At 70.8% G+C, this 14,251-nt stretch carries 11 protein-coding genes; 1 reads left to right on the top strand and 10 read right to left on the bottom strand.

All coding sequences use genetic code 11. The features are described 5' to 3' along the window. Positions 1-238 precede the first annotated feature (238 nt). The 10 genes from RCR19_RS27215 to rsmH form a co-directional block, all read right to left on the bottom strand. A complete protein-coding gene (locus tag RCR19_RS27215) occupies positions 239-1,015 on the bottom strand; it encodes an FtsQ-type POTRA domain-containing protein (RefSeq protein WP_331267515.1) in 777 nt (258 codons plus the stop codon). A gap of 93 nt (positions 1,016-1,108) precedes the next feature. After that, positions 1,109-2,206, bottom strand: a complete 1,098-nt coding sequence (gene murG / locus RCR19_RS27210; protein WP_059133225.1) for an undecaprenyldiphospho-muramoylpentapeptide beta-N-acetylglucosaminyltransferase — start codon at positions 2,204-2,206, stop codon at positions 1,109-1,111. Between the two features lie 6 nt (positions 2,207-2,212). Then, positions 2,213-3,535 carry a putative lipid II flippase FtsW gene (ftsW, locus tag RCR19_RS27205; RefSeq protein ID WP_331269568.1) on the bottom strand — a complete coding sequence of 441 codons (1,323 nt, stop codon included), beginning with the start codon at positions 3,533-3,535 and terminating at the stop codon, positions 2,213-2,215. A gap of 147 nt (positions 3,536-3,682) precedes the next feature. After that, positions 3,683-5,110, bottom strand: coding sequence for a UDP-N-acetylmuramoyl-L-alanine--D-glutamate ligase (gene murD / locus RCR19_RS27200; protein WP_331267514.1), 1,428 nt, complete (start codon positions 5,108-5,110; stop codon positions 3,683-3,685). Further along, entirely contained in the window at positions 5,092-6,180 is a 1,089-nt protein-coding gene (mraY, locus tag RCR19_RS27195; protein WP_107116849.1) for a phospho-N-acetylmuramoyl-pentapeptide-transferase, read from the bottom strand. The genes murD and mraY overlap by 19 nt, the downstream gene beginning before the upstream one ends. After that, positions 6,180-7,595, bottom strand: a complete 1,416-nt coding sequence (gene murF / locus RCR19_RS27190) for a UDP-N-acetylmuramoyl-tripeptide--D-alanyl-D-alanine ligase (protein WP_331267513.1) — start codon at positions 7,593-7,595, stop codon at positions 6,180-6,182. Before murF ends, mraY begins: the two co-directional genes overlap by 1 nt. 4 nt (positions 7,596-7,599) lie before the next feature. Further along, a complete protein-coding gene (locus RCR19_RS27185; protein ID WP_331267512.1) occupies positions 7,600-9,120 on the bottom strand; it encodes a UDP-N-acetylmuramoyl-L-alanyl-D-glutamate--2,6-diaminopimelate ligase in 1,521 nt (506 codons plus the stop codon). A gap of 217 nt (positions 9,121-9,337) precedes the next feature. Beyond that, entirely contained in the window at positions 9,338-11,305 is a 1,968-nt protein-coding gene (locus tag RCR19_RS27180; RefSeq protein WP_331267511.1) for a penicillin-binding transpeptidase domain-containing protein, read from the bottom strand. Continuing rightward, a complete protein-coding gene (locus RCR19_RS27175; RefSeq protein WP_331267510.1) occupies positions 11,302-11,868 on the bottom strand; it encodes a septum formation initiator family protein in 567 nt (188 codons plus the stop codon). The genes RCR19_RS27180 and RCR19_RS27175 overlap by 4 nt, the downstream gene beginning before the upstream one ends. 189 nt (positions 11,869-12,057) lie before the next feature. Further along, positions 12,058-13,014, bottom strand: coding sequence for a 16S rRNA (cytosine(1402)-N(4))-methyltransferase RsmH (gene rsmH / locus RCR19_RS27170; RefSeq protein ID WP_115975149.1), 957 nt, complete (start codon positions 13,012-13,014; stop codon positions 12,058-12,060). Between the two features lie 432 nt (positions 13,015-13,446). Here rsmH and RCR19_RS27165 point away from each other — a divergent pair, with 432 nt between their 5' ends. Then, on the top strand, positions 13,447-13,989 hold the full coding sequence (locus tag RCR19_RS27165; RefSeq protein WP_059133233.1) for a carbonic anhydrase: 543 nt from the start codon (positions 13,447-13,449) through the stop codon (positions 13,987-13,989). Positions 13,990-14,251 lie beyond the last annotated feature (262 nt).

Below are 14,251 nucleotides of genomic sequence, written 5' to 3'. Positions count from 1 at the left end.
CGGCTGCCCCGCGGCTCGCCGGCAGATGCCGAATGGGACGGTCCGAACGCCGACCCGAACCCTAACCCTGAAGTTTAGGGTTACCAGTGTGCCTGTTCCTTGGACTCTTCCGAACAGGACACTAAGTCGACAAGTGGCGCACGTTCAACGAACACGCCGAACCTCCCGTTTTTCTTTTCACCCTATGTGATCAGCCGTAGCGCTGCCCAACCAGGGTGCTGGCCTGCGCTGACGGCCGTCAACTCCCCGATGACGCAGGGGCGCTGGGAACACTTACGTCGAAGTGCCGGGCGCCGGAGGCGGCTTTCACCAGCGCGCTCAGTGCGACCGCCTTGGCTCGGCCCTTCTCGCTGCTGCCCCACTCGACGGTCCGTCCGCCGCTCAACTCCAGCGAGATGGAGTCATAGGAACGGACCGTGACGGTCCGCATGTCCCGGGCGACGGCGGCGGGAACGTCCTGGACGACTCGGGCCGCGGCACCGATCAGCCGCCCGGTACCGAAACGCGTTGTGGCGGCCGAACGCTCCACGGTCAATTCCAGGGCGGGAACGTTCTTCGGAGGCGCGGAAACGGTCGCGAACCGTACGCCTTCCCGGTCCACTTCGGTGAACTTTCCGCCGTCTCCCAGGATCAGAACCGGGGTGCGTTCGGTCACTTTCAGCCCGATTCCACGGGGCCAGGAACGGGAGACGTCAACCGAGTCGATCCTGGGCAATTTCCGGCGCAGGCGGGCCTCGATCGCATCGGTGTCGAGGGAAATCAGCGGCGTACCGAGCCGGACACCGGCGGCCTCGCGCACCTGCGCCCGGGTCAGCACGTCCGTCCCCGTGACGGAGACGCGCTCCACACGCAACCACGGGGAGCCGTACAGCAGCCAGATGGAGCCGCCGCCCGTCAACACCACGGCAAGGAAAAGGATGATGAGCATACGGCGCCGGTGAACACGGGGCGACCGGGGCGGGCCGGACTCCAGCTGCTGCCGTTCGCCGCGCTCGGCGGTCATCTGTCCGGCCACGCGCCCTCCTTCTCCCTGGGTCGGTTCTCCCGCGGCCGAAAGCCGCGAGTACCCCCACCGCGACGGCTCACTCGCCGTCCTGTGCGCCCCTTGTCAGCGGGCGGCCCGTGCCGAGGCGATCGCCTCGTACACCATGCCGACGAGCAGTTCGTCGGCGTCCCGGCGGCCGAACTCGGAGGCTGCGCGGGACATCTGGTACAGCCGATGCGGGTCCGCGAGCACGGGCACCACGTTCTGCTGGACCCACTCGGGGGTCAGCTCCGCGTCGTCGACCAGCAGTCCGCCGCCCGCCTTCACCACCGGCTGGGCGTTCAGCCGCTGTTCGCCGTTGCCGATGGGCAGCGGGACGTATGCGGCCGGAAGCCCGACGGCGGAGAGTTCGGCGACGGTCATCGCCCCCGCACGGCAGAGCATCATGTCGGCCGCTGCGTACGCGAGGTCCATCCGGTCCACGTACGGTACCGGGACGTAGGGGGGCATCCCAGGCATCTGGTGGACGCGCGGCAGTTCGTTCTTCGGGCCCACCGCGTGCAGGATCTGGATCCCGCACTGCTGCAGATACGGAGCGACCTGCTGGACCACCTCGTTGAGCCTGCGGGCGCCCTGCGAGCCGCCGGAGACCAGCAGCGTCGGCAGGTTCGGGTCGAGCCCGAAGGCGGCACGGGCCTCCGGACGCACCGCGGCGCGGTCCAGGACGGCGATGGAACGGCGCAGCGGGATACCGATGTAGCGGGCGCCGCGCAGCTTGCTGTCGGGGGTGGAGACGGCGACCTGGGCCGCGTACCGCGAGCCGATCTTGTTGGCCAGACCGGGGCGCGCGTTGGCCTCATGGATGACGATCGGCACACCGAGCCGCTTGGCCGCCAGGTAACCGGGCAGGGCGACATAACCGCCGAACCCGACGACGGCGTCCGCCTTGGTCCGCTCCAGGATCTGCTCGGCCGCCTTGATCGTGCCGCGCAGCCGCCCGGGGACCGTGATCAGCTCGGGGGTCGGCTTGCGTGGCAGAGGCACGGCCGGGATCAGCGCGAGTTCGTAGCCCCGCTCGGGAACGAGCCGCGTCTCCAGACCGCGCTCCGTGCCCAGTGCCGTGATTCCCACGGTCGGATCCTGCCTGCGCAGGGCGTCCGCGAGGGCGAGCGCGGGCTCGATGTGGCCGGCGGTCCCCCCACCGGCGAGTACGACATGCACCGAAATTCACCGCTCTCCGGACGAGCGCGCCGCCGAGGCACGCCGTCGCATCGTGTTCCATCTCCGAGGCCCCGAAGGGCCTCCCGCCCGCTTTCTACCAAAGCGAGGTTGCCGCATCGCAAGCGCCGCCCGCGCAGCGGGGTCGTCGCGCGCGAAGGCGATCAGCAACCCGATGGCGAACATGGTCGGCAGCAGGGCGGATCCCCCGTAGGAGAACAGCGGGAGGGGGACGCCGGCGATCGGCAGCAGGCCGAGCACCGCACCGATGTTGATCACCGCCTGAGCGGTGATCCAGGTCGTCACGCCTCCCGCGGCATACCTCACGAAGGGGTCCTCCGTGCGTCCGGCCACGCGGATACCCGCATAGCCTAGAGCCGCGAAGAGGGCGAGCACCGACAGCGTCCCCGCGAGGCCCAGTTCCTCACCGGTGACGGCGAAGATGAAGTCGGTGTGCGCTTCGGGTAGTTGGCCCCATTTCTCCACACTCGCACCAAGGCCGGAACCGAAGATTCCGCCGGACGCCAGGGCGTAGATGCCGTGCACGGCCTGCCAGCAGTCGACCGGACCCGACTGGGGCTCGGTCGCCCCGATGCAGGACAGCCGGGCCATGCGGTTCGGGCTGGTCTTGATCAGGATCGCGCCGATCGTGGCCGCGATGGACAGCACCGCGACGAACAGCCGGGTGGGGGCCCCGGCCAGCCACAGCAGCCCGAAGAGGATCGCGGTCAGGATGATGGCCGTGCCCATGTCACCGCCGAGCATGATCAGCCCGAGCAGCAGGAACGCCACCGGGACGAGCGGCACGAGCATGTGCTTCCACTGTCCGAGCAGCCGCTTGTCCTGCTTGCGGGCGATCAGGTCGGCGCCCCACAGCACGAGGGCGAGCTTGCCGAACTCACTGGGCTGGATCTGGAAGGAGCCGCCGAGCGAGATCCAGTTCTGGTTGCCGTTGACCGACATCCCTATCCCGGGCACCTGCACCAGTGCCATCAGGAAGACGGCCCCCGCCAGTATCGGGTACGCCAGCGCCCGGTGGAGTTTCACGGGCATCCGCGACGCGACGAGCAGCAGCACGGCGCCGATGGAGGCGGCGAGGAACTGCTTCCGGAAGAAGTACGACCCCGGCAGCGACATCTGCAGCGCGGTGATCTGCGAGGCCGAGTAGACCATCACCAGGCCCAGCACGGTGATCAGCAGGCTTCCGCCGAGGATCAGGTAGTAGGCCGTGAGCGGGCGGTCCCAGGCCCGCCGGGCCCGGGTGACGAGACGGACCGCGGGGTTGTCGCGCGAGAAGCGGGGACCGGTTGGCCGCCCGGCCGGCCGCTGCACCGCACGGCTACTGGATGCCACCGGTCACCTCGCTGCACGGAGCGGTGGCGCCGGCGGGCAGCCGCCCGCGAAAGACCGACCACGATGGCGTCGTCACGCGTCCCTCCCAGGGATCCCGGGCGCGCCCGGAGCGACCGGGGCCCGCCGTCAGGCGCCCGCGGTCCCGAGTTCGCGTACGGCCTCCGCGAACGCGTCCCCGCGCTTGTTGTAGTTCGCGAACATGTCCATGGAGGCGCAAGCGGGAGCCAACAGCACCGTGTCCCCGGAGTTCGCGAGCCGTCGCGCCTCCTGCACGGCCGCACGCATCGCCCCAGTGTCGGTCCGGTCGAGGTCGACGACGGGTACTTCCGGGGCGTGTCGCGCGAGGGCTTCACCGATCAGCGCGCGATCCGCACCGATGAGCACCACACCGCGAAGCCGCTTCGCCGACCTGGCGACCAGTTCGTCGAAGGTGGCCCCCTTGGCGAGCCCGCCGGCGATCCACACGATCGACTCGTACGCCGCCAACGAGGCTTCCGCCGCATGGGTGTTGGTGGCCTTGGAGTCGTCGACATAGGCGACCCCGTCCACGTCCGCCACATGTGCGATGCGGTGGGCGTCCGGGGTGAAGGACCGCAACCCGTCCCGTACGGCCCCGGCGGGCACCCCGAAGGCGCGCGCGAGGGCCGCCGCGGCAAGGGCGTTGGCGACGTTGTGCGGGGCCGGCGGGTTCACGTCGGAGACCTCGGCCAGCTCCTGTGCGTTCTTCTGCCGGCCCTCGACGAAGGCGCGGTCGACCAGGATGCCGTCGACGACGCCGAGTTGGGACGGGGCGGGCGTGCCGAGAGTGAAGCCGATCGCCCGGCAGCCCTCCTCCACGTCCGCTTCGCGCACCAGGTCCTCGGTCGCCTTGTCGGCGACGTTGTACACGCAGGCGACCCGATTGCCCTCGTAGATACGGCCCTTGTCGGCGGCGTACGCCTCCATCGAGCCGTGCCAGTCGAGGTGGTCGGGCGCCAGGTTGAGCACCACGGCGGAGTGGGCGCGCAGCGACGGGGCCCAGTGCAGCTGATAGCTGGACAGCTCCACCGCGAGGACGTCGTACTGCTCCTCGCCGAGGACGGCGTCCAGCAGGGAGACCCCGATGTTGCCGACGGCGGCCGTGCGCAGGCCCGCAGCCCGCAGGATCGAGGCGAGCATCTGCACGGTGGTGGTCTTGCCGTTGGTCCCCGTGACAGCGAGCCAGGGGGCCGCGTCGGGGCCCCTCAGCCGCCAGGCCAGCTCGACATCGCCCCAGACCGGTACACCGGCCTCGGCCGCCGCCGCGAACAGCGGCTTGTCGGGCCTCCAGCCGGGCGCGGTGACGATGAGGTCGGTGCCTTCGGGCAGGGTGGCGCCGTCGCCGAGCCGGACCGTGATGCCGAGCGCCTCCAGCTCGGCGGCCTGTGCCCGGGCCCGCTCGTCGTCGCCGTCGTTCACGACCGTGACGCGAGCGCCGAGCCCGTTGAGCACCTTGGCCGCCGGGACGCCGGAGACGCCGAGGCCGGCGACGGTGACGTGCTTCCCCTGCCAGTCGGTCACTTTTCCGCTGCCCATCCCGCGTAGAAGATGCCAAGTCCCACGATCACGCAGATTCCCTGAATGATCCAGAAGCGGACCACGACCAGGACTTCGGACCAGCCTTTGAGCTCGAAGTGGTGCTGGAGTGGCGCCATGCGGAAGACGCGGCGGCCGGTGAGGCGGAACGAGCCGACCTGGATGACGACCGACATGGTGATCAGGACGAAGAGGCCGCCCAGCAGCGCGAGCAGCAGCTCGGTGCGGGAGCAGATCGCGAGGCCGGCCAGCGCGCCGCCGAGGGCCAGCGATCCGGTGTCACCCATGAAGATCTTGGCGGGCGAGGTGTTCCACCACAGGAAGCCGAGGCAGGCGCCCATCAGCGCGGAGGAGACGACGGCCAGGTCGAGTGGATCTCTTACCTCGTAACAGGCGGCCGGGTTGGTCAGGGTCGCCGCGTTGGCGCAGGACTCCTGGAACTGCCAGACGCCGATGAACGTGTACGCGCCGAAGACGAGCACGGAGGCGCCGGTGGCGAGGCCGTCCAGACCGTCGGTCAGGTTCACGCCGTTCGACATCGCGAGGATCATGAACAGCGCCCAGATCACGAACAGCACCGGGCCGATCGTCCAGCCGAAGTCCTGGACGAAGGAGAGCTTGGTGGACGCCGGGGTGTTGCCGCGGGCGTCGGCGAACTGCAGTGCCAGTACGGCGAAGGCGATACCGACGATCAGCTGGCCGGCCATCTTCGCCTTGGCCCGCAGACCGAGCGAGCGCCGCTTGACGATCTTGATGTAGTCGTCGAGGAAGCCGACCAGGCCCATGCCGGCCATCAGGCCCAGCACCAGCACACCGGAGAAGGTCGGTGTGGCCGCCTTGTCGGTGGTCCAGCTCGTGATCACCTTGGACAGGAAGTAGGCGGCGATCGTCGCCAGGATGAACGCGATGCCACCCATGGTCGGCGTGCCGCGCTTGCTGGCGTGCTCGCGCGGGCCGTCGTCGCGGATGTACTGCCCGTAGCCCTTGCGGGCCAGCAGCTTGATCAGCAGTGGAGTGCCGATCAGGGTGAGGAAGAGGCCAATGACTCCTGCGAACAGGATCTGCTTCATCATCGGGCGGCAACCTCACCCTCGGCACCGGTCTCGAGCAGCGCCTGGGCCACACTCTCGAGCCCGACCGACCGGGACGCCTTCACGAGTACGACGTCTCCTGGGCGCAGCTCGCTGCGCAACAGGTCGATCGCCGCCTGTGCGTCGGACACGTGCACCGACTCCTCACCCCACGAACCCTCGTTATATGCGCCCAGTTGCAGCCAGGACGCTTCCCTGCCCCCGACCGCGACGAGCTTGCTGACGTTGAGCCGGACGGCGAGCCGCCCGACCGCGTCGTGCTCGGCGAGCGCCTCGTCCCCGAGCTCGGCCATCTTGCCGAGCACCGCCCACGTACGACGTCCCTTGCCCATCGCCACGAGCGCGCGCAGTGCGGCTCGCATGGACTCGGGGTTCGCGTTGTAGGCGTCGTTGACGACCGTCACGCCGTCCGGGCGCTCGGTGACCTCCATCCGCCAACGGGAGAGGGTGCCCGCCTCGGAGAGCGCGGTTGCGATCTCCTCCGCGGACATGCCCAGCTCATGGGCGACGGCGGCCGCGGCGAGCGCGTTCGACACGTGGTGCTCACCGTACAGGCGCATGGTCACATCGCTGCACCCGGAGGGTGTGTGAAGGCTGAAGGCCGGCTGTCCACTGTCCGTGAGTCTCACGTTCTCGGCGCGAACGTCCGCTTCGTCGGACTCTCCGAAAAGGACCACCTTCGCCGCCGTACGGGACGCCATGGCCCGCACGAGCGGATCGTCCGCGTTGAGCACCGCGATGCCGCCCTCGTCCTTGGAGGGCAGGCTTTCGACGAGTTCGCCCTTTGCCAGCGCGATCTGCTCACGGCCGCCGAACTCGCCGATGTGGGCGGTGCCGACGTTCAGCACCAGCCCGATCCGCGGCGGGGTCAGGCCGGTGAGGTACCGGATGTGGCCGATCCCCCGGGCTCCCATCTCCAGCACGAGGAACCTCGTCTCCTCGGTGGCGCTGAGGGCCGTGAGCGGCAGCCCGATCTCGTTGTTGAGCGAGCCGGGCGTCCACACCGTCGGCGCCTTGTGCTGGAGCACCTGGGCGATGAGGTCCTTGGTGCTGGTCTTGCCGGCGGAACCGGTGAGGGCGACCACGGTCGCCCCCAGCCGCCGCACCACGTGGCGCGCGAGGGCGCCGAGGGCGGCCTGCACGTCGTCCACGACGATCGCGGGCACGCCGACGGGGCGGGACCCCAGCACGGCCGCGGCGCCCGCCTCGACCACCGCCGGGGCGAAGTCGTGCCCGTCGGCGCGCTCGCCGACGAAGGCGACGAAGAGGCCGCCGGGCTCCACCTCCCGGGAGTCCCGGACGACCGGCGCGGTCACCTGGACGGACGGGTCCGGTATGTCATGCATCTGCCCGCCGGCGACTGTGGCGATCTCGGCGAGGGAGAGGGCGATCACAAGTTCATCCCTGGGTCTTCTGGATAGCTTCGCGAAGCACCTGGCGGTCGTCGAAGGGACGGACCACTCCGGCGATGTCCTGGCCCTGTTCGTGGCCCTTGCCCGCGACCAGCACGGTGTCCCCGGGCCGCGCGCGGGCCACGGCGGCGGCGATGGCGGCGGCCCGGTCCTCGAAGACCTGCACCTCGCCCCGTTCGTGTGCGGGTACGGAGGCCGCACCCTCCAGCATGGTCGCGAGGATCGCGAGAGGATCCTCGGAGCGCGGGTTGTCGGAGGTGAGCACGGCCGTGTCGGCGAGCCGGGCCGCGGCGGCGCCCATCGGGGCGCGTTTGGTGGTGTCCCGGTCGCCGCCGCAGCCGAGCACGATGTGCAACTTGCCCTCGGTGACCTTTCGCAGGGCGCGCAGCACCGATTCGACGGCGTCGGTCTTGTGGGCGTAGTCGACCACAGCGAGGTAGGGCTGCCCGGCGTCCACGCGCTCCAGGCGGCCCGGGACGCCCGGCACGGCGGCGATGCCGTCGGCGGCGGTCTGCGGGTCGACGCCGGCCGTGGCGAGGGCGACGATCGCGGCGAGGGTGTTGGCCACGTTGAAGGGGCCCGGGAGCGGCGACTTGGCGGAGATGCGCAGTCCCTCGGGGCCGAGCACGGTGAAGGCCGAGTCGAGCCGGCCGATCCGGACGTCCTCGGCGCGCCAGTCGGCGTCCGGATGGCCCTCGGCCGAGTACGTGACGACCGGGACCCCGGCCTCCTTGACGAGTCTGCGGCCGTACTCGTCGTCGAAGTTGACGACGCCGATCCGGCTGCGCTTCTCCGTGAACAGCTGCGCCTTGGCCCGGAAGTAGTCCTCCATGTCGGAGTGGAACTCCATGTGTTCCGGGCTGAGGTTGGTGAAGACCGCGACGTCGAAGACGCAGCCGTCGACCCGGCCGAGCACCAGCGCATGGCTGGAGACCTCCATGGCGACCGCCTCGACCCCGCGCTCGCGCATGACCGCGAACAGGGCCTGCAGGTCCGTGGCCTCGGGCGTGGTGCGCTCGGACTTGATGCGCTCGTCGCCGATGCGCATCTCGACCGTGCCGATGAGACCGGTGCTGTGGGTCGTGCGCAGCCCGCCCTCGACGAGATAGGCGGTCGTGGTCTTGCCGGAGGTACCCGTGATGCCGATCTGGAGCAGGTCCCGTCCCGGGTGGCCGTAGATCGTCGCCGCCAGTTCGCCCATCCGTCCGCGCGGATCGTCGGCGACCAGGACCGGCAGCCCGGTGGCGGCGGCGCGCTCGGCACCCGTCGGGTCGGTCAGCACCGCGACCGCGCCGAGACCGGCGGCCTGGGTGACGAAGTCGGCACCGTGCAGCCGGGCGCCCGGGAGCGCGGCGTACAGGTCGCCCGGGCGGACCGCGCGCGAGTCATGGGTGATGCCCGTGACCTCGGCGGGGCTCTCCGGTGCGGCGGCACCCAGCTGGCCGGCGAGCTCCGCGAGGGATGTGGCGGAGACCTGAACCGGTCGCGGCGGCCCCGGATACGTCACGGAAGCGCCTTTCTGGGAAGTGGGGGACTGATCAGCGTGTGGCACGGCGGTGAGCGTACCGGGCGTGCCCCCACCGGAGCGAAAAGGGAGCCCGCGCGCAGCGCGCTCCGGCGCCGGCGGTGGTGGGAGGCAGGTGGGCGAGGGCGGGGCGTGGTTCCCGGGATCGGGGGTGATCGATGTCACGAGCTGGTTCCTGGTGGTCTTCCCGTAGTGCTGATCATGGCGAGAACGTGACGGGCAGCTTCGCGGCCGCGGCCCCGGTGGGTGGGACCTGGAGGGTCTTCAGGGCGAACTCCATGACCTGCTTGAAGACGGGTCCGCAGATCTGACCGCCGTAGTAGCTGCCCTTGGTGGCGTTCTGGATGGCGCAGTAGACGGTCACCCGGGGGTTGTCCGCGGGGGCGAACCCGGCGAAGGAGGAGGTGTAACCGCGGTACTTGCCGGTGGCCGGATCCACGCGGTTCGCCGTACCCGTCTTACCCGCGACCCGGTAGCCGGGGATGCGGGCCGCGACGCCGGTGCCCTCCCGGTCGTCCACGACGGACTCCAGCATCTGGGCGAGGGTCTTCGCCGTTCTTTCGCTGACGACCCTGGACTCCTGCGGTTTCGCGGCCGGTGTGAAGCGGCCGTCCGCGCCCTTCATGCCGCGCACCAGGCTCGGCTCGACGCGGACGCCGCCGTTGGCGATGGTCGAGTAGACGGAGGCGGCCTGGACCGCGTTGATCGACACGCCCTGGCCGAAAGGAATCGTGTACTGCTGCGACGTCGACCACTTCTCCGGCGGCGCGAGGATGCCTCTCGTCTCACCGGGGAAGCCCAGGCCGGTGGAACTGCCGATGCCGAATTTGCGCAGGTACGAATAGAGGACCCGGTTGGCCTCCGGCTGCGTCTTGCCGAGCTGGCCGGTCGCCAGGATCGTGCCGATGTTGCTGGACTTGGCGAGGACCCCGTTGAGCGTCAGGTTCCAGGTCTCGTGGTCGACGTCGTCCTGGAAGAGGCGGTCGCCGCGGTGCAGCCGATTGGGCACGACGACATGGGTCATCGGGGTGGCGACGTTCTCCTGCAGCACGGCGGCCATCGACATCACCTTGGCGGTGGAGCCGGGCTCGTAGGCGTCCTGGACGGCCGCGTTGCCGAGGGCCGCGGCATTGGCCTTGGACAGGTCGTTGGGATCGAAGCCCGGCGAGTTCGCCATGGCGAGGATCTGGCCGGTCCGGGTGTCCTGCACGACCACATAGCCGCGGTCCGCATGGGACGTCTTCACCTGCTGGGTGATGGCGTTCTGGGCCGCCCACTGGATGTCGCGGTCGATGGTCAGCTCCACGTCGGATCCGGCCACGGCGGGCGTCTCGGCGGAACCGGCGGTGGGCACGAGCCGGCCGCCGGACTGCGCGTAGCGGATCTTGCCGTCCTTACCCGCCAGATCCTCGTCCAGCTGCTGCTCGATGCCGCCGCCGCCCTTGCCGTCGGCGTTGACCCAGCCCAGTATCCCGGCGGCGAGCTCGCCGTTCGGGTAGACGCGCTTGTTGGTGGGCTCGGCGAGGACGCCTGCCAGAACGTTGACCGTCCCCTTGTCGCTCCTGGCCTTGTCGGCGAGCGTGTTCTTGAGGTCCTTGATCTGGTTCCACACCTGCGGGGTGCGCCGGCGGGCCAGCAGGACGTAGCGGGTGTGCGGGGTCCTGAGCTTCTTCGCGACCAGGGCGGCGTCCTGGTCGATGATCGGGGCGAGCAGCGCGGCGGCCTGCTCGGGGGCGTCCGGTGTCCCGGTGGCCTTCGCCGTGAACAGCGTCGGGTCGGCCGTGATGTCGTACGCGTCCACGCTGGTCGCGAGCTCCACCCCGTTGCGGTCCGTGATCTCGCCGCGTACGGCGGCCAGCGTGCGGCCCACATAGCGGTTCTGATCGGCCTTGGCGGCATATGCGCTCGCGTCCACGGCCTGCACCTGGAGCAGCCGTACGACGAAGACGAGCAGGACCAGGGTGAAGGCGAGGCCGACCAGGCGCAGCCGGGGGCGCGGGCTGCCCAGCCTGATGCGCGGGGCGGGCCCGCGGCCCGGGGCGGGGCGGCGTACGGGTCGGGCGCCGGAGCCCGGGTGACGCCGTGCGTCCTGGCGCACGGGACGAGCGGGCCGCGCGGGGCCGGGCACGCGGCGGCGCGGCGGTTCCCTGTCGGACACTTCCGTCACCTGCCGGGGGTCTTGGAGGGGTGTGCGGGCGCAGTGGAGGACGCGGGCGGAGCGGAGGGGGCGGCCGGGGCCGTGGTGGGCGGGGGCGCGGAGGCCGTCGCCGCACGCTGGGTCGACGACGGCGACGGCGCCTTGCTCGATCCGGAGCCGATCACCATGGGCGGGCGCACGGCCGCGGGGCTCGCCGCGGACTGCTCGGCCGCGGCCGAGGGGACGCCCTTGACGGCGCCGTCGGGGTTCAGGAAGGCGGGGTCGCCGCCGGGGACCATGCCGAGCTCGTGGGCGCGGCGCTGGAGCGCGTCGGGTGCCGAGTAGGTGTCCACGTCCCGCTGGAGGGCCTGCTCCTCGTCGGTGAGGTTCTTGGTCTGCCGCTGGAGATCGTCGAGCTTGAACGCGCCTTCGCTCAGCGCGGAGTTCAGCACGAGCAGCACGATGAGCCCGCCGCCGAGCAGCACGACGACGAGCAGCACGAAGGGGGTCCGTGCGGCACTGGCGGCACCGCCGGTGGGAATCAGCCGCGCGAGCCGGGCGGCCCGCCCTCTGAGTCGGGGTTTCGCGCTCACACGCCCTCCCGCCGCGCCGCCATGCCCGTAAGCCTCCTCTTCGGCCGCCGCGGCTCCCGGGGCGGTCCGGTGGAGCCGGCGAGCGGCTCCGTCCGGGCCGGGGCCCCGGGCCGGGGCGGGATCTCCTCGGCGGCCCGGCCGCCCGCAGGCACGCCGCTCCTGGTCACTCCCCCACCCCTTTCGTCCGGCTCACTCGACATCCTCGCGGATGCGCTCGGCGCCGCGCAGACGCGCCGGGGCCGCCCGGCGGTTCTCGGCGACCTCCTCCTCGGTGGGAAGTTCGGCACCGCGGGTGAGCAGCTTGAGCCGGGGCTGGTAGCGCTCGGGGACGACCGGCAGACCGGGCGGCGCGGTGGTCGCGGCGCCGGCCGCGAAGACCTGCTTGACCAGCCGGTCCTCGAGCGAGTGGTAGGACAGGACGGCGATCCGGCCTCCGACCGCGAGCGCCTTCACGGCCGCCGGTACGGCCCGCTCCAGGACGGCGAGTTCGCCGTTGACCTCGATGCGCAACGCCTGGAACGTGCGTTTGGCGGGGTTCCCGCCGGTCCGCTTGGCCGCCTGCGGCAGTGCGTTGCGGATCAGCTCCACGAGCCGGGCACTGGTGGTGAACGGCTCCTTCTCGCGCTCGCGCACGATGGCGGACACGATCCGCTTGGCCTGCTTCTCCTCGCCGTAGGCCCGCAGGATCCGCACGAGTTCGCCCGCCGGATAGGTGTTGAGGACCTCGGCGGCGCTCAGGCCGGTCGTCTGGTCCATCCGCATGTCCAGCGGGGCGTCCTGCGCGTACGCGAAGCCGCGTTCGGCCTCGTCGAGTTGCATGGACGAGACGCCGAGGTCGAAGAGGATGCCCTGGACGCGCGGGACACCCAGCCGGTCGAGCACGCCGGGAAGTTCGTCGTAGACCGCGTGTACGAGGGTGGCGCGCTCCCCGAACGGTGCAAGCCGCTCCCCCGACAGGCGCAACGCCTCCTTGTCGCGGTCGAGCCCCACCAGCCGGGCCTTGGGGAAGCGGGTCAGCAGTGCCTCGCTGTGGCCGCCGAGCCCGAGGGTGCAGTCGACGACGACGGCGTCCGGCTCGGCGAGGGCCGGCGCCAGTATGTCCAGACACCGCCCGAGCATGACGGGCACGTGTCGACTCTCGCTCAAGGGGGCCTCTCAGATCCGGCACGGCCGGGTCCGCACCACCGGGTCCCCGCCCGCTCTCGAGGGGGAGGGCCTGCCGGCGCCGAAAGCGTCAGCCGACCGGGAGCGGGAGGAGGCCGAGCCGTACGTACGCGCCGCGCACGTGGGGAGCAACGGCGCGCAGCCGGTGTCTCCGGGGGGAACAGTCCGCAGGAAGTGCATCTCGCCTCCCGCTTCGCGTCACTTTAGTCCACCCTGTCTTGCGGTCAACCAACTGCCCTGCGCGTCGCGCGGCAGGGCGTCATGGCGGGGCGGTTCGAGGGGAATCACCCGTCCGGCAGCGGTTCCGTCGGAGGTCCACCGACTGTGTGGGTTACCTCACAACAAGCCCACGTGGCGTTCTTTGTCCGCTCTCACAGCAGGCCCCGATCGTCCGTGACCAGTAACGTCATGGGTATGACGACTTCCGCATCCGTTCCCGCCGGTCCCGAAGGCGCCATAGTGGGCACCGTCACCGATCGCCTCGTCGACGCCAACGAGCAGTACGCCGCCGCGTTCACGGATCCCGGGATGGACGCCCGCCCCGTGCTCCGCGTCGCGGTCGTGGCGTGCATGGACGCCCGGCTGGACCTGCACGCCGCACTGGGACTCGAACTGGGCGACTGCCACACCATCCGCAACGCGGGCGGCGTCGTCACCGACGACGTGATCCGCTCCCTCACCATCAGCCAGCGGGCGCTGGGCACCCGCAGCGTCGTCCTCATCCACCACACCGGCTGCGGCCTCGAGTCCCTGACCGAGGAGTTCCGGCACGATCTGGAGATGGAGGTGGGCCAGCGTCCCGCCTGGGCGGTGGAGGCCTTCCGCGACGTCGACCAGGACGTACGGCAGTCGATGCAGCGCGTGCGCACCTCCCCGTTCCTGCTGCACACGGACGACGTGCGCGGCTTCGTCTTCGATGTGAAGACGGGCCTGCTGCGGGAGATCGATCCCGCGTAAGGGGGCGCCGGCACCCGTCGCGCCACCACGCCTGTCCCCCTCGCGAACGTCCATTCGGTCGAAAAACCACGGCTTCGGTGGGCCAAAAAGGCCGTAAGGCCGACATATCGCGGCCAGTTATCCACAGGCGAGTGACACGAACCGGTAACGGCAACAAGAATGCGGGGGTGGCATCACGCGGAACCTTTCGCGCGTGGTGTCCGTGTTTCGGGGTGGGCCGGTCCGCATCGCAGAGCGTCGGCCCGGAGCAATAACGGGCCGA

This window comes from Streptomyces sp. WAC07094, assembly GCF_036320405.1.
In the GTDB taxonomy this organism is placed as follows: Bacteria; Actinomycetota; Actinomycetes; order Streptomycetales; family Streptomycetaceae; genus Streptomyces; species Streptomyces lannensis.
The sequence above is the reverse complement of the archived record's forward strand: the minus strand, read 5'-3'. Positions and strand labels throughout refer to the sequence as shown.

Excerpts from the sequence above, each read along its gene's own strand:
- murD (WP_331267514.1), bottom strand. The coding sequence starts at position 5,110 with ATGGGCAGCGGAAAAGTGACCGACTGGCAGGGGAAGCACGTCACCGTC.
- mraY (WP_107116849.1), bottom strand. The coding sequence starts at position 6,180 with ATGAAGCAGATCCTGTTCGCAGGAGTCATTGGCCTCTTCCTCACCCTG.
- RCR19_RS27165 (WP_059133233.1), top strand. The coding sequence starts at position 13,447 with ATGACGACTTCCGCATCCGTTCCCGCCGGTCCCGAAGGCGCCATAGTG.